Genomic DNA, 16,347 nt, shown 5'->3' with positions numbered 1-16,347 from the left:
TTCGAACGCCCCGTACCGGGGGTTCAGTCGGCCGACACGCTCCAGCCGTCCGACTCGACGCGGTCCGCGTCCCCGGGACGCGAATCGTCGAACACGGTACGGCCACCGTCCTCGACCCGCAGCGAGTCCACATAGGCGCCACGGCCGACGTACGGGCCACCGGTCGCGTAACGCCAGCGCAGCCGCACCGGCCCGCCACGCCAGTCGGCGAGGCCGGCGTGGAGCCGGTGCCAGACGCGTCCCGACCAGCCCGAGACCGAGCCCGCCGGGCGCGGTGTGGCCGCCTCCTGACCGGACGGCGTCGTCGTGAAGGGCACCGGCCGCCACCCACCGCCAGCCCCGTCCTCCTCCCGCGCCTCCAGGACCAGTTCGTCCGAGGGCTCCGTGTCCCACCACAGGGAGCAGCGCAACCGCCCCTGCCCGGTGGCGACAGTCAGCGCGGGCAGGGTGAGCGTGGCGGTCACGCCGGCGGTCATGCCCGAGAACCACGCGGTGCGTCCCGTGTCCGGGGTGACGGGCACGGCGCGCGCCAGATGGTCGGCCGCCGCCACCCGCGGCGCACTGCCGGACCGCCAACCGCGCACCGGATGAACGGAGTTGCCGAGCACGACCAGGAACGAGTCGGTCGTCGGATCGAGGACGAGACTCGTGCCGGTGAAACCGGTGTGACCCGCCGTACGCGGCGTGGCCATGGCTCCCATGTACCAGCGCTGGCAGAGCTCGAAGCCCAGTCCGTGCGCGTCACCGGGGAAGTCCGTGTTGAAGTCGGTGAACATCAGCTCCACCGACTCCGGGCGCAGGATCCTCGCCCGGCCGTACGCACCGCCGCTCAGCAGCGTCCGGCTCAGAATTGCCAGGTCCCACGCGCACGAGAAGATCCCGGCGTGGCCGGCGACCCCGCCGAGGCCGAACGCGTTCTCGTCGTGCACCTCACCCCACACGAGACCGCGGTCGAGCCCCGACCACGGCTGCCGGCAGTCCTCCGTGGCCGCGATTTTCGGCTTCCAGGACGCCGGCGGGTTGAAGCGCGTGCGGTGCATACCGAGCGGCGCGGTGATCTCCTCGCGCAGCAGGACGTCCAGCGCGCGCCCGGTGATCCTCTCCAGGACGAGCTGAAGGGAGATCAGATTGAGGTCGGAGTACCGGTAGACGCTCCCCGGCGGGCTCGCCGGCGCCTCGTCCCGGAGCCTGCGGAGCATCGCCTCCCGCGTCGGCTCCCGGTACAGCGGGATCCACGCGGCGAACCCCGAGGTGTGCGTCAGCAGTTGACGGACCGTCATGTCCTGCTTGCCCGCGCCGCCGAAGTCCGGGAGATACGACGCGACGCGCTCCTCCAGGGCCAGCGCGCCGCGCTCCAGCTGCTGAACGGCGAGGACCGATGTGAACAGCTTCGAGACCGACGCCAGGTCGAAGACGGTGTCCTCGGCCGTCGCGATCTGCCGGTCGGCGGGGAACTCCACACCGGTGCCGGTCGACTCGTCGTACGCCGAGTAGCGCACGGCCCTGCCGATGGGCCGGTGCAGCGCGACCGTGCCACCGCGCCCGGCGAGCAGCACGGCGCCCGCGTACCAGGGGTGCGCCGGCGAGGGTTCCAGGAACCGCTCGGCGTCACTCACCAGCCGCTCCAGCGGTCCGGGCAGCAGCCCGGCGCGCGCGGGGGAGCCCCGCCGCAACGTCGGCGCCGGCCGTCCGGAACCCGGGCCCGCGAGCCGGGACGGCCCGGCCCCCGCGCCCTCGGCGGACGGGACCGGCGCCGGCGTGAGCGCGCCGCCCGGCCTTCGGCGGCCGGTTCCGCCGCCCGCCGAGTCCCCGCTCATCCGGCCACCCCTCTGACGTGACGATCCGTCCGAAACCGTCCGGCGCACGAGGCTACTGCCCCGCCTCCGTACGGCCCACGACCCCGCGGCTCGCCGCGCGGGTGCCGGGCACCTCTGGCAGCGTGAGGCGTATGACGACGCGTACCGGGATCCGATCGCTGCGGTCCCGCTGGACGGCGGTCGTACCGCTGCTCGCCCTGACGGCCCTGGTGTTCAGCTGGGGCCGCGACCTGCCGGGGTACGCGGTCTCCCTGGTGGCCCTGTTGCTCGGGGGCGCCGTACTCGCCGCCGTGCACCACGCCGAGGTCGTCGCGCACCGGGTCGGGGAGCCGTTCGGGTCGCTCGTGCTCGCCGTGGCCGTCACCGTCATCGAGGTGGCGCTCATCGTCACCCTGATGGTCGACGGTGGCGCCAAGAGCGCCACCCTCGCCCGGGACACCGTTTTCGCCGCCGTCATGATCACCTGCAACGGCATCATCGGCATATCCCTGATCGTCGGCGCCATCCGCAGCCGGGTCGCCGTCTTCAACGCCGAGGGTTCGGGCGGCGCGCTGGCCACGGTCGCCACCCTCGCCACGCTCAGCCTGGTCTTTCCGACCTTCACCACCAGCAAGCCCGGACCCGAGTTCTCCACGGCGCAGCTCACATTCGCCGCGATCGCCTCGCTCGGGCTCTACGGGCTGTTCGTCGCCATGCAGACGGTCCGTCACCGCGAGTACTTCCTGCCCGTCACCCAGGAAGGGGAGATCAAGAAGCTGGACGAGCACGCGCCGCCGCCCACGCGGCGCGCGACGACGCTCAGCGCGGTCATGCTCGTCGTCGCGCTGGTCGCGGTCGTCGGCGACGCGAAGGCGGTCTCCCCGACCATCGAGTCGGGCGTCGAGTCGGCCGGGATGCCGCACGCCGTGGTCGGTGTCGTCATCGCCCTGCTCGTCCTCGCGCCCGAGACCCTGGCCGCCGTCCGGGCCGCGCGCCGCGAGCGGGTGCAGACCAGCCTCAACCTCGCGCTCGGCTCGGCCATGGCCAGCATCGGCCTGACGATCCCCGCCATCGCGCTCGCCACCATCTGGCTGGAGGGCCCGCTGGTCCTCGGTCTGAGCGCCACCCATATGGTCCTGCTCACGCTCACGGTCGTCGTGGGCGCGCTCACGGTCGTGCCGGGCCGCGCCACGCTGCTCCAGGGCGGTGTCCACATGGCGATCTTCGCGGCTTTCGTCTTCCTCGCGGTCAGCCCGTAGGGCCTCGCGGCCACCGGCGCAGAGTCTTGACCGGGCACGTCAGGGCACGGAGTATCACGCCATGAACGCCGAGGAACGCGCCGTCCGGGAACTGCTCCACAACACCGTCGACGGCGTCGTGCGCCGCAGTGCGGGACGCGTCCCCGATCGCACGGCGGTCAGATACGGGGACCGGACCTGGACCTACGCCGAACTCGACTCCGCCGTCTCGACGGCCGCCGCGACCCTGAGAGGGCACGGACTCCAGGACGGCGACCGGGTCGCCACCTACGGCCACAACTCCGACGCCTATCTGATCGCCTTCCTCGCCTGCGCGCGCGCCGGGCTCGTCCACGTACCGGTCAACCAGCACCTCACCGGCGACGACCTCGCGTACATCCTGGAGCAGTCCGCGAGCGCCCTCGTGCTCGCCGACCCGGCCCTCACCGACCGTGTCCCGCCGGGCATCGACGTCCGGGCGCTGCGCGACACCGACGACTCGCTGCTCGCCGCGCTCGCCGACCCGGAGCCGTACGACCCCGACCAGGACTCCGACGACCTGGCGCAACTGCTCTACACCTCGGGCACCACCGCGCTGCCCAAAGGCGCGATGATGACCCACCGGGCTCTCGTGCACGAGTACGCCAGCGCCATCGACGCGCTGGACCTGCGGGAGAGCGACCGGCCCATCCACTCGCTGCCGCTGTACCACTCGGCGCAGATGCACGTGTTCCTGCTGCCGTACCTGGCCGTGGGCGCGGAGAACATCATTCTCGACGGACCCGACCCGGCGGCCGTCTTCGATCTGGTGGAGGCGGGACGCGCCGACAGCCTCTTCGCGCCGCCCACGGTGTGGATCGGTCTGTCCAGCCATCCGGACTTCGCGACCCGCGAACTCGGCGGACTGCGCAAGGCGTACTACGGCGCCTCGATCATGCCGGTGCCCGTACTGGAGCGACTGCGCGAACGCCTGCCGTCACTCGCCTTCTACAACTGCTTCGGCCAGAGCGAGATCGGCCCGCTCGCCACCGTCCTCGGCCCCGAGGAGCACGAGGGCCGGATGGACTCCTGCGGGCGCCCGGTGCGCTTCGTGGAGGCACGGGTCGTGGACGAGGACGGCAAGGAGGTCCCCGACGGCACGGCGGGCGAGGTCGTCTACCGCTCCCCGCAGCTCTGCGCCGGCTACTGGCGCAAGCCCGAGGAGACGGCGGACGCCTTCCGCGACGGGTGGTTCCGCTCCGGCGACCTCGCGGTGCGCGACACCCACGGCTTCTACACGGTGGTCGACCGCGTCAAGGACGTCATCAACTCCGGTGGTGTGCTGGTCGCCTCGCGCCAGGTCGAGGACGCGCTGTACACCCACCCGGGCGTCGCCGAGACCGCGGTGATCGGTCTGCCGGACGACCGCTGGATCGAGGCCGTCACCGCGGTCGTGGTGCCGCGGGGCGAGGTCACGGAGGACGAACTCCTGGCCCACGCGCGGGAGAAGCTCGCCCACTTCAAGGCGCCGAAGAAGGTGCTGTTCGTGACGGAGCTGCCGCGCAACGCGAGCGGCAAGATCCTCAAGCGCGAGCTGCGGGACCGGTTCTCGGGCTGAGCGCCGCGGGCGCCGCAGCGGGATCCGGCCGGTGGCAACGAACGGGTCCGCCCGGTGGCCGGTTCGCGCTCAGCCGCCGGACGGCCTCAGGCCGTCCTGAGGTCCACGACGCGCTTGATCTTGCCCACCGAGCGCTCCAGTGTCTCCGGGTCCACCACCTCGACCGCCACCGAGACCCCGATCCCGTCCTTCACGGCCGTGGCGATCGACCGGGCGGCGGCCGCGCGCTGATCCGGCGTCGCCCCCGCCCGCGCCTCGGCCCGTACGGTCAGCGCGTCCATCCGGTCCTCACGGGTGAGCCGCAGCTGGAAGTGCGGGGCCACCCCCGCCGTACGCAGCACGATCTCCTCGATCTGCGTCGGGAAGAGATTCACCCCGCGCAGGATCACCATGTCGTCACTGCGCCCGGTCACCTTCTCCATCCGCCGGAACACCCGCGCCGTGCCCGGCAGCAGCCGCGTCAGATCGCGGGTGCGATAGCGGATCACCGGCATCGCCTCCTTGGTGAGGGAGGTGAAGACCAGCTCGCCCTCCTCGCCCTCGGGCAGCACCTCACCGGTGAACGGGTCGACGACCTCCGGATAGAAGTGGTCCTCCCAGATGTGCAGCCCGTCCTTCGTCTCGACGCACTCCTGCGCCACGCCGGGGCCCATGACCTCGGAGAGGCCGTATATGTCCACGGCGTCGATCGCGAACCGCTCCTCGATCTCCCGCCGCATCTCCTCCGTCCACGGTTCGGCCCCGAAGACGCCGACCTCCAGGGAGGTCGTCCGGGGATCGACGCCCTGGCGCTCGAACTCGTCCAGCAGCGTCAGCATGTACGACGGCGTCACCATGATGATCTCGGGCCGGAAGTCGGTGATCAGCTGGACCTGCCGCGCGGTCATGCCGCCGGACGCCGGGACGACCGTGCAGCCGAGCCGCTCGGCGCCGTAGTGCGCGCCCAGGCCGCCGGTGAACAGGCCGTATCCGTACGCCACATGGACCTTGTGGCCGGGCCGGCCGCCGGCCGCCCGGATCGAGCGGGCGACGACGTCGGCCCAGGTGTCCAGATCCCCTTGCGTGTAGCCGACGACGGTCGGACGGCCCGTCGTGCCGCTGGAGGCGTGGATGCGCCGGACGTCCGCCTGATCGACGGCGAACATCCCGAAGGGATAGTTGTCGCGCAGGTCGGTCTTGGCGGTGAAGGGGAAGCGGGCGAGGTCGGCGAGCGAGCGGCAGTCGTCCGGCCGCAGTCCGGAGGCGTCGAACGACTCCCGGTAGAACGGCACGTTCTCGTACGCGTGGCGCAGCGTCGCCCGCAACCGCGTGAGCTGCAGCGCTTCCAGCTCGTCCCGGCCGAGCCGCTCCCCGGCGTCCAGCAGATCTGTCATGGCTGACTCCCCGACTCCGACTCTCCGACTGCCCGACTCTTTGACTCGTCCCGTGCCGGCCGGACGCACGGACGGCGGACGGGCGGACCGGCGGTCGACCGATCATTCGGTTGATCTTCCTTCCGCCCAGTAATCCAGTCGTCCGGACCGCCGTCAAGGCTCGCAGCGCGCCGGCACCCGGATCCGGTGCGGGCGGACCCGCCCGGCCGAACCCGCGTCCGGCGGCCGCGTGACAGGCAACTTTGCTGCGGAGTAAGGGGGTTGGGGAGAGCCCGTGCGGTGGCCTGTCGGGGACCGCCAACGATCGATAGTGTGGCCCCCGGACGACGAACCGGGAGGAGCGGGACGTGGCTGAGAGCACCACCACCCAGCAGCCGCTGGCGGGCTGGGACAAGCCGGAGCTGGACCTGAGCAAGGCCGACTGGCGTTCGAGCAGCCAGGGCACGGGGGACGTCCAGATCGCCTTCGTCGAAGGGTTCATCGCGATGCGCAACGGCGGCAGACCGGAGAACCCCTCACTGATCTTCAGCCCCGCGGAGTGGCGGGCCTTCGTACTCAACGCCCGCGACGGGGAGTTCGACCTCACCTGACCCAGGCGCTCTCCCGGCGCCCCTCCGCGTGCTCCGGGTCCCGCGTCGCCGGGATCCCGCGGAGACGTACCATGGCCGCATGTCCTTCCTCCGCCGCCGCAGCGCCGCCACACCCGCGGGCCCGGACTTCGACGTCCTGGCCATGGACCCGGGTGACTGGCCCGGAAATCTGGGCGCCGGTCTGCTGCCCGCCCCCGACGGCAGCTGTCAGGGGGTCTTCCTGCGGTACGACCTGTTCGGCGGACGCGGACCGGCGATGATCATCGGCAATCTCCCCGAGGGTTCACCGGCCCGCGAGGTGGAGGATGGCCAGATCCCCTTCGAGGTGGCGCAACTGCTGCTCGCCCTGGAGAACGAGGAGCAGGTCGACGTCGTCAGTACGGAGGACGTGCCGGTCATGCAGGGGGACAACCTGCTGATCGTGCGTCGGCTGAAGCTCTCCGAAAGCCGCATCGCCTGCGTGCAGTTCGACCGCAGCGACAACGTCCTCGTCACCATCGCGAGCTGGGACCGGCCGATCACGGACGACCTCTACGCGCTGCTGAAGCCGCTCCCCGCGGAGCTTTTCCAGCAGGGCTGAGCAGGGCGCCGCGCGCCCGCGGCCCGGCGCCTCCCCACCCCACCGCCTCGCGGCAGGAAAATTGCCTGCCGCGAGGTTTTGTCATGTGCCTTGCCAATTCAGTCATCGGACTTTTAACGTCTGCCGCATGACTCAGGGCATCACCCGCAGAACCACGATGAAGTCCGCACTCGGCGTAACCAGCGCCCTCGCGCTGGGTGTACCCGCTCTGGCCGGTAGGGCCGTAGCCGCCGACCCCTCCGATGAATTGACGCTGTGGTACACCAAGCCCGCCGCCAACTGGGAGCGCGAAAGCCTCCCGATCGGCAGCGGCGCCCTCGGCGCCGGCATCTACGGAACCCTCGCTTCCGAGCGACTGGTCCTCAACGAGAAGACCCTGTGGACCGGCGGCCCCGGCGCCCCCGGCTACGACCACGGCAACTGGACCAGCCCCCGGCCCGGCGTACTGCGCGGAGTCCAGGAGCGCATCGACGCCGAGGGGTCCATGACCCCGGAGGCCGTCGCTGCCGAGCTGGGCCAGCCCAAGCACAACTTCGGCTCCTACAACGTCTTCGGCGACCTGCTGATCGACGTCCCCGGCGCACCCGGTGCCCCCGACGCCTCCTACCGGCGCGCCCTCGACATCGGCACCGCCCTCGCCTCGGTCTCGTACGCCCACCAGGGCGCCACGTACACACGGGAGTTCTTCGCCTCCCACCCCGGCGAGGTCATCGCGGGCCGCTTCGCCGCCGACCAGCCGGGCAAGGTCGGCTTCACCCTCCGGTACACCTCGCCCCGCAACGACTTCACCGCCACGGCCTCCGGCGACCGGCTCACCATCCGGGGCAAGCTCCAGAACAACGGGCTGGTCTTCGAGGGCCAGATCCGCGTACGGACGCAGGGCGGCACCGTCACCGCCGGGAACGGCACCCTCACCGTCAGCGGCGCCGACAGCGCGTGGTTCGTCCTCGCGGCCGGCACCGACTACGCCGACACCTATCCCGACTACCGCACCGACGACCCGCACGGCGCGGTCACCGAAGCCGTCGACCGGGCCGCCGACCGCGGTTACGACGACCTGCGCGCCGAGCATGTCGAGGACTACCAGGGGCTGTTCGACCGGGTGTCGCTCGACATCGGCCAGCAGCTGCCCGACCTGCCGACCGACCAGCTCCTCGCCCGGTACACCGGTGGCACGAGCGACGCCGACAGGGCGCTCGAAGCGCTGTACTTCCAGTACGGCCGGTATCTGCTCATCGCCTCGTCACGGGCCGGATCGCTGCCCGCGAACCTCCAGGGCGTCTGGAACAACGTCACCAACCCGCCCTGGGACGCGGACTACCACGTCAACATCAACCTCCAGATGAACTACTGGCTCGCCGAGGTCACCAACCTCGCCGAGACCACCGTGCCGTACGACCGTTACGTCGACTCGATGCGTGAACCGGGCCGTGTCACCGCCCGGGAGATCTTCGAGACGGCCGGCTGGGTGGTGAACAACGAGACCAATCCGTACGGCTTCACGGGGCTGCACCAGTACCCGCAGTCGTTCTGGTTCCCGGAGGCGGGCGCCTGGCTCACCCAGCAGATGTACGACCACTACCGCTTCAACGCCTCCACCGACTACCTGCGCTCCACCGCCTTCCCCGTGATGAAGGAGACCGCCGAGTTCTGGCTCGGCTTCCTGCGGACCGACCCGCGCGACGGCAAGCTCGTCGTCACCCCCAGCTACTCGCCCGAGAACGGCGACTTCACGGCCGGCGCGGCGATGTCGCAGCAGATCGTGTACGACCTGTTCACCAACACGCTGGAGGCGTCGGAGACCCTGGGCGACGACCCGCGCTTCCGCAGGCGGCTCCGGCTGGCGCTGCGCGACCTCGACCCCGGACTGCGCATCGGGTCGTGGGGACAGCTCCAGGAGTGGAAGGAGGACCTGGACGACCCGGACAACGACCACCGGCACGTCTCGCACCTCTTCGGCCTGCACCCGGGGCGGCAGATCGAGGTCGGCACCGAGTGGGCCGACGCCGCCAAGGTGTCGCTGACGGCGCGCGGCGACGGCGGCACGGGCTGGAGCAAGGCCTGGAAGATCAACTTCTGGGCGCGGCTGCGGGACGGCGACCACGCGCACAAGATGCTCACCGAGCAGCTCAAGAGCTCCACGCTGCCGAACCTCTGGGACACCCACCCCCCGTTCCAGATCGACGGCAACTTCGGCGCCTCCTCCGGTGTCGCCGAAATGCTGCTCCAGAGCCAGCACGGCCCGATCGAGGTCCTGCCGGCCCTGCCCGCGACCTGGCCCGACGGCTCGGTCACCGGGCTGCGGGCACGCGGCGGCGCCACGCTCGACATCACCTGGGCGGCGGGGAAGGCGAGCCGGATCGTCCTCACCGCGAGCCGCACCGGAGACCTGACCCTGCGCAGCACACTGCTGCCCGGCGGCGAGAGGAAGTTCCGCGCCACGGCGGGGCGGGTCTACGAATTCACAGCGCGCCGCGGCCGGCACTGACGGCGGCGGTACGAGGGGTCCCGTCCCGGCAGCGGCGGCAGCCGGGGCGGGACCCCGCCGCGTCCGGGAGGGGACCGGCTCCCGCGCCCCTGCGGATGTCGGCGACGTCCCGCAAGATGGAAGCAGGTCCGGGGTACTCCAGCCGGCCGCTCGCCGGTGTGGGACCTCCGCCGAGCGAAGGGGCAGCATGGACAGTAACGATCTGACGCCCGAAGTCCTGCGGAGCCTGCGCAAGCCGCGGCCGTATCCGGCGGTGTCCCTGACAATGCCCACCCATCGGCACGAGCCGCTGAACGACCAGGACCCGGTGCGCCTGCGCAACGTCCTCTCCGAGGCCGTACACCGGCTGGAGGCCGATCCGGACGTGCCCAAGACCACGCGCCAGGCGGTGCGGGCGCACCTCGACCGTGCCGTGGCGGAGGTGGACCTGCGGCACAAGCTCGACGGGCTGCTGATCCTCGCCGACGCCCAGGAGCACCAGGTCTGGTACCTGCCCCGGGACACTCCCGAGTCCGTCGTCGTCAGCGACACCTACCTCACCCGGAATCTGGTGGCCGCCACCGCCCAGCAGCACCGCTACTGGGTGCTGAGCGTGGCCGCCGACCGCGCGACGCTGTGGAACGGCGCCGGGGACTCCCTGCGCGAGCACCGCGCCGACGGCTTCCCCATGACGCCCCCCGAGGAGACGTGGGACGTCGAGCGCGAGGAGAGGATCGGCGACACGCCGAGCACCTTCATGGACGAGGAGACCCGCAAGTTCCTGCGGTCGGTCGACGACGCCTTCGCGGCCGTGCTGGCCGCGCATCCGCGCCCGTTCCATCTGGTCGGTGTCGCCCCCGCGCTCGCCCTGCTGGAGGACGCGGGCAGCACCGCCAGGTCCGCCGCGGGCCGGCTGGCCAAGGGCGGGCTGTCGGAGGGCCCGGCGCATGTGCTGGCCAAGGCCGTCCGGCCCGTCGTCCAGGAGTACGCGCGGGGCGAGGAGCGCGAGGCCCTGGCCCGGCTGGACGACGCCAAGGGCAGGCGTACCTTCGCCGCCGGTCTGGACGAGGTGTGGGACGCGGTCCGCGAGCGGCGGGCCGGCCTGGTGGCGGTGGAGGAGCACTTCCAGCGGTCCGCCAGGGTCAGCGAGGGGCATCTGACCCCGGTCGACGGCGACGACGGGGCGGCCCTCGGCCGTGAGGTGCAGGACGACATCGTCGACGAACTGGTCGAGACGGCGCTGGACGGAGGCGCGCAGGTCGTGTTCCTCGACGACGACGTACTCGACGACCATCACCGGATCGCGGCGGTACTGCGCTACTGACGGACCGCCGGGGTGGGGAAAGCCGGAAGCAGAGCGGCGCCACCGGCCCCCCACAGGCCGGTGGCGCCCGTCGCCCTGCGAGAGCCGCGGATCAGAGCCGGTCGGGCCGGTCGAGGACCGCCCGACCCGCTCTCAGCGGCCCGAGGGCAGGACTCGGACGTCGGACGCCTTCACATAGGCGACCCGGTGTCCGAACTGGATCTCGTAATACCGCTCCTTCCCGCTCACCACACGGTGCCCGGTCGTGTCGAAGGTGGGGGCGAAGTAGTACGCGCCCGGCACCCGGTCCCCGACCACGTACTTCTGGCCGGCGAGCAGCTTGTACGGGAACGGCGAGATCGCCTGCACCGGGATGTCGGCCGGGTACGCCGCCGCCTCCGGGTAGGCCCTGCCGTACACCGGCACCTCCGCGAGCCCGTCCTTCGGGGTCAGCACCCGCTCCTCGGCGCTCACGGCCGTGGGCGCCGTGCGGGGGTTGTGGAACCAGGCCTTCTGGCCGAGGTACCAGATCGCCGTCCAGTCGCCCTCGCGCCCGGCGACGGCGAACTGCTGGCCCGTCGAGGCGCGTGCGCCCAGGTCGTTGACCCCGGTGGTGGAGTCCCCGCCGCCCGGCCGCAGACCGATGTCCTTGACCAGCGGTGACGTGGCGTCCGGCGCGGTGTGCAGCCGTACCGCCCCCGAGCCGTGCGGGGCGCACGCCTGACCGGCCGTCACACAGCCGGTGTAGAGCGGCTGGTTGGACGCGTAGTCGGGACGGATCGTCACCGCGCCCGCGTTCCGCCCGCCGTCCGCCTTGAACGGCTTGCCCAGCAGCTCGAAGTAGTGCGCCCAGTCCCAGTAGGGGCCCGGGTCGGTGTGCATACCGGCGATGGTGGCCGCGGTCGTGCCGGGCACGTTGTCGTGGCCGATGATGTGCTGCCGGTCCAGCGGGATGTCGTAGCGGTCGGCGAGGTAGCGCACCAGCCGTGACGACGTCCGGTACATCGCCTCCGTGTACCAGGCGTCGGGGGAGACGAGGAAACCCTCGTGCTCCAGGCCCACCGACGTGGAGTTGACGTACCAGTTGCCCGCGTGCCAGCCGACGTCCTTCAGCGGGACGTGCTGCGCGATGTGGCCGTCGGACGAGCGCAGCGAGTAGTGCCAGGAGACATACGTGGGGTCCTGGACCAGCTTGAGTGTGGTGTCCCAGGTCGCCTCGGTGTCATGGATGACGATCGAGTTGATGGAGGGGGACCCGGCCTTGGGCCGGTCGGCCTTGTCGTGGTTGCCGTAGTCGCCCTCGCCGAACTCCTCGTACGGCGCGGGGATCCACTCGCAGGCCACGCTGCGCGGGCACTCCGTCCTGCCCGCGTTGATGGTGCGCAGCCCGAGCTCCGACACCTGCGAGGTGTCGGGGGACACGGCGGGCGCCGCCGGGAGCGCCACCCGCTGTCCGCTGTCGGTGGTGCGCCGCTGACCGTCCCTGATCACCGCGTAGACGTCGTTCGCGTACGTGGCGGCCGTGGCCGAGTCGTCGGCGCCGGAGAAGCGGGCGACGGCGGCGTACCAGTCGGCGGGGTCGGCGCTCAGCGGTCTGCCGAGGGCGCGCTGGGCGTCGGCCAGCAGGGCGGCGCCGCCGTGGATGTTGGCGGCGGTGTCCTGCCTGATCCGTTCCGCCGACTGCCCGGTGAGCTTCGCCGCCCGGTCGACGGTGCGCAGCCGGGCCGGCAGTTCGGAGTTCTCGGGCACGACCACTTCGCGTACGGAGTCCGGGGCGCCCGTCTTCACCGGCCGGGAGGTGTCGCCGCGGGCGTCCTCCGCGCCGTGCGAGTGGTGGGGCGCCTCGGCGATCGCGGTCCTGGCGTCGGTGAGGTGCATGGGGCCGTAGCCGCCGGTCACGCTGGCCGCGCCGCCGTGCGTGTCCCACCGCGACTGGAGGTAGGAGACACCGAGCAGGACGCTCGCCGGTACGTCGTACCGGTCCGCCGCCGCGGCGAAGTCACGCTGGAGCGCGCCGGATGCGGGCTGTTCGGCGGTGGCGGAGGGTGAGGCAGACACCAGGGGAAGCAGCAGGGCGGCCGAGGCGACGGCGCCCGCCGTTCGCGTCGCACGTCTGCGGGCGGTTCTGACGGATGTGGGGGCGGAACCTGGCAATGCGGCCTCCAGTGACGTGGTGCGCGAAGCGCCCGCGGAGCCGTACCCGGCACCTGGCACGCGTCGCGGGCCGGTGGCGGAGTACAGGGCAGGGGTACAGGGGTATCGGCTCGGAGGCGATCCGTCAATCAGGCGTGACGGCGGGGACTTCGCACGTCAGCGCGCGTGTCGGGGAGTTTCCCGGGCCGCAGGCCACGGGCCTGCGGCGCGTCAGTGGTGTGAACCAATGTGCGGACTCGGCCGACCTGGAAGGATGTTGGTCGGACATGGACGTTTCTTGAATCTGACGCATCGTCAGAAATGGTGCGGGCGGGGAGTCCGGGCGGCGTTCACGGGCGGAGGGCCCGGGCGGCGTTCACGACGTGACGCCGCGCGCCAGCTGCCGGTCCACCTGCGCCGGCGACAGGGCGTGCTCGATCGCGAGGATCCCCGCACCGAACGCCGCCGCGTTCTCACCGGTACGGCTCGGCTCGATCCGCAGCACATGGGTGGCCAGCGGGTGCGACCGCCGGTACACCGCCTCGCGCACCCCCGCGAGCAACTGGTCGTGCACGGCGGCCAGCGCGCCTCCGAGCACCACCGTGTCGGGGTTGAAGAAGTTCACCAGCCCCGCCAGGACCTCACCGACCGCGCGGCCCGCCTCGCGCACCATGCGCAGGGCGTCCCTGTTGCCGGACTTCACCAGCCGTACGACATCGCTGCCCGACGCGGCGTCAAGACCGAGGCCCGCGAGCCTCGCCGCGATCGCCGCCCCGCCGGCCACCGCCTCCAGACAGCCGAAGTTGCCGCACCGGCAGGCGTCCTCCTGCTCACCGACCTTGATGTGGCCGATGTCGCCGGCGCTGCCCTGCGCGCCCCGGTGCAGTCTGCCGTCGGCGACGATGCCGCAGCCGATGCCCGTACCCACCTTGATGTAGAGCAGGAAACGGGTGTCGGGGAACGCCCGCCGCTGTTCGGCCAGGGCCATCACGTTCACATCGTTGTCGACCAGCGCCCGCGCGCCGAAGCGCGAGGCGAAGAACTCCGGGATCGGATACTGGTGCCAGCCGGGCATGATCGGCGGATCGACGGGACGCCCGGTCGAGAACTCCACCGGCCCCGGCACCCCCACCCCGATCGACCGCAGGGTGCGCGGATCGCGCTCCGACTTCTCCAGCAGCGTGTGCAGCGTGCGCTCCACATGGCGCAGGACGGAGTCGGGGCCGTCCCCGATCGACAGCGGATCCTCCTGTGTCGCCAGGGTCGTACCGCCGATGTCCATCAGCGCCACCCGGCAGTGCGAGGCGCCGAGGTCGACACCCGCGACCGCGTGCTCGCGGGTACGGAGCCGGAGCCGGCGCGGCGGCCTGCCGCCCGTCGAGCCGCCGGCCTCCGGTCCCGACTCGTCGACGAAGCCGTGCGCGATGAGCGCGTCCACCCGCTGGGAGACCGTGGAGCGCGCCAGACCCGTCATCCGGGAGAGATCGGCGCGCGTCGCGGCGGCCCCGGAACTGATCAGCGTGAGCACCTCGCCCGGTGTGTGGGAGACGGCGGAACTGCTGTGATCCGGCAGCGCAGACATGGCATCACCTTAGGGACGACTTTCGCTGCTCACAAGACGTCATTGATTCGGCGACCGGCGTAAGTCCGCGTCAACTCGTCGGAAATGAAGGGTGCTTGGACCCTTGACAGGTCAAAGCCCAGTCACGACATTGCACAGCAGACCGCGACCGAGCCATCGAGGAGCCAGGGGATGCTGACGATGCAGGGCGTGTCCAAGAGCTTTCTCGGGGTGCGCGTGCTCCACGACGTGGGACTCGATCTTCAGCCCGGCGAAGTCCACGCCCTGGTGGGCGAGAACGGCGCGGGCAAGTCCACTCTGATGAAGGTCCTGGCCGGCGAGCACACCCCCGACACCGGCACGATCACTCTCGACGGAACCGCGCGCACGTTCAGCCACCCCGGCCAGGCGCAGGCCGCCGGGATCGGGATCATCCACCAGGAGTTCGCGCTCCTGGCCCACCGCACCGTCGCCGAGAACGTGTTCCTCGGCCGGGAGCCGACCCGCTACGGCCTCGTCGACCGCACGGCCATGGAACGGCGCACCGCCGAACTGCTGGCCGAGATCGACGAGACGGGCATCACCCCGCGCACCCTGGTGCGTGACCTGTCCGTCGCCCGGCAGCAGACCGTGGAGATCGTCAAGGCACTCGCCTCCGACGTGCGTGTGCTTGTCATGGACGAGCCAACCGCGCCGCTCGCCGACCACGAGGTCGCGCTCCTGTCGGCCCTGGTGCGCCGGCTGACCGCGAGGGGCCTCGGCATCCTGTACATCTCGCACCGCCTGGCGGAGGTCTTCGACCTCTCGCGGCGCGTCACCGTCCTCAAGGACGGCCGCCATGTCACCACCGTCCACACCGCCGACACCACCCCCGACGACATCGTCCGCGCGATGGTCGGCCGCGAACTGACCGCGTACTACCCGCCGCGCGCCCGGCAGGCGGAGATCGGCGACGCGACGCTCACCGTCAGCGGCGGCGGCAACGCCCGGATCAGGGACATCGACCTGACACTGCGCGCCGGGGAGGTCGTCGGCATCGCGGGCCTTCAGGGCGCGGGACGTACGTCGCTGGCCCGCGCGCTGTTCGGAGCCGCGCCCTTCACCACCGGCACCATGACCGTCGGCGGGCAGCCGCTGCGGCCGACGGGACCGCGCGAGGCCATCCGCGCGGGCATCGCGCTGGTCACCGAGGACCGCAAGACCGAGGGGCTGGCCCTGCGCCAGTCGGTGCGGGACAACGCGCTGCTGGTCACCCGCGCCGTCGCCGTACGGGGCAGACCCCCGGCGGGACGTGAGGTCACCGCACTGCTGGGGCGCGTACGGTTGCGGTCGCGCGGCGAGGACCAGCAGGCCCAGTTCCTGTCCGGCGGCAACCAGCAGAAGGTCGTCATCGCCAAATGGCTGGCGGCGAGCCCCCGGGTGCTGATCTTCGACGAACCCACGCGGGGCGTCGACGTCGGCGCCAAGGCGGCCATCCACACCCTCGTACGCGAACTCGCCCGCGAAGGACTCGCCGTGCTGATCATCTCCTCCGAACTGCCGGAGCTGATCGGGATGAGCGACCGGATCCTCGTGATGTCGGACGGACGCCTCGTGGGCGAACTGCCCGCCGGGGCCACGGAGGAGAGCATCATGCGCCTCGCCACGAACGGGCCCGGCCGGGGCACCGGCGCGGACACCGGCCCGCACACCACCGCCGCGCCCGCCGG

General features: G+C 71.8%; 11 protein-coding genes. 7 read left to right on the top strand and 4 right to left on the bottom strand.

What is annotated here, in order from left to right:
• Window positions 1-23: 23 nt before the first annotated feature.
• Window positions 24-1,817, bottom strand: a complete 1,794-nt coding sequence (locus GXP76_RS02590; protein ID WP_242569740.1) for a serine hydrolase domain-containing protein — start codon at window positions 1,815-1,817, stop codon at window positions 24-26.
• 131 nt (window positions 1,818-1,948) lie between these two features.
• Here GXP76_RS02590 and GXP76_RS02585 point away from each other — a divergent pair, with 131 nt between their 5' ends.
• Both GXP76_RS02585 and GXP76_RS02580 read left to right on the top strand, forming a co-directional pair.
• Window positions 1,949-3,055, top strand: coding sequence for a calcium:proton antiporter (locus tag GXP76_RS02585; RefSeq protein ID WP_242569739.1), 1,107 nt, complete (start codon window positions 1,949-1,951; stop codon window positions 3,053-3,055).
• 61 nt (window positions 3,056-3,116) lie between these two features.
• Window positions 3,117-4,631 carry an acyl-CoA synthetase gene (locus GXP76_RS02580; protein WP_242569738.1) on the top strand — a complete coding sequence of 505 codons (1,515 nt, stop codon included), beginning with the start codon at window positions 3,117-3,119 and terminating at the stop codon, window positions 4,629-4,631.
• An 86-nt stretch (window positions 4,632-4,717) separates the two neighbouring features.
• On the opposite strand, the gene paaK is transcribed toward GXP76_RS02580, so the two are convergent.
• A complete protein-coding gene (gene paaK / locus GXP76_RS02575; protein WP_242569737.1) occupies window positions 4,718-6,004 on the bottom strand; it encodes a phenylacetate--CoA ligase PaaK in 1,287 nt (428 codons plus the stop codon).
• Window positions 6,005-6,351: 347 nt separating this feature from the next.
• On the opposite strand from paaK, the gene GXP76_RS02570 reads away from it, so the two are divergent.
• The 4 genes from GXP76_RS02570 (at window position 6,352) to GXP76_RS02555 (ending at window position 10,965) form a co-directional block, all read left to right on the top strand.
• A complete protein-coding gene (locus GXP76_RS02570; protein ID WP_242569736.1) occupies window positions 6,352-6,594 on the top strand; it encodes a DUF397 domain-containing protein in 243 nt (80 codons plus the stop codon).
• Window positions 6,595-6,673: 79 nt separating this feature from the next.
• Complete coding sequence (locus GXP76_RS02565) at window positions 6,674-7,174, top strand: hypothetical protein (RefSeq protein ID WP_147876234.1); 501 nt, start codon at window positions 6,674-6,676, stop codon at window positions 7,172-7,174.
• 157 nt (window positions 7,175-7,331) lie between these two features.
• A complete protein-coding gene (locus tag GXP76_RS02560) occupies window positions 7,332-9,662 on the top strand; it encodes a glycoside hydrolase N-terminal domain-containing protein (RefSeq protein WP_242569794.1) in 2,331 nt (776 codons plus the stop codon).
• Window positions 9,663-9,849: 187 nt separating this feature from the next.
• Window positions 9,850-10,965, top strand: a complete 1,116-nt coding sequence (locus tag GXP76_RS02555) for a chemotaxis protein (protein ID WP_242569735.1) — start codon at window positions 9,850-9,852, stop codon at window positions 10,963-10,965.
• Window positions 10,966-11,097: 132 nt separating this feature from the next.
• On the opposite strand, the gene GXP76_RS02550 is transcribed toward GXP76_RS02555, so the two are convergent.
• Both GXP76_RS02550 and GXP76_RS02545 read right to left on the bottom strand, forming a co-directional pair.
• Window positions 11,098-13,098: an N-acetylmuramoyl-L-alanine amidase gene (locus tag GXP76_RS02550; protein ID WP_374359671.1), complete on the bottom strand. Its 2,001-nt coding sequence runs from the start codon at window positions 13,096-13,098 to the stop codon at window positions 11,098-11,100.
• Window positions 13,099-13,453: 355 nt separating this feature from the next.
• Entirely contained in the window at window positions 13,454-14,659 is a 1,206-nt protein-coding gene (locus tag GXP76_RS02545) for an ROK family transcriptional regulator (RefSeq protein ID WP_242569733.1), read from the bottom strand.
• A gap of 171 nt (window positions 14,660-14,830) precedes the next feature.
• Between GXP76_RS02545 and GXP76_RS02540 the strand changes: the two genes are divergently transcribed.
• A partial coding sequence (locus GXP76_RS02540; protein ID WP_242569732.1) for a sugar ABC transporter ATP-binding protein occupies window positions 14,831-16,347 on the top strand: 1,517 nt, incomplete at its 3' end.

Source organism: Streptomyces sp. NP-1717 (genome assembly GCF_022695985.1).
In the GTDB taxonomy this organism is placed as follows: domain Bacteria; phylum Actinomycetota; class Actinomycetes; order Streptomycetales; family Streptomycetaceae; genus Streptomyces.
Note: the sequence above shows the minus strand (reverse complement) of the source record. Positions and strands in the feature narration are given on the sequence as shown.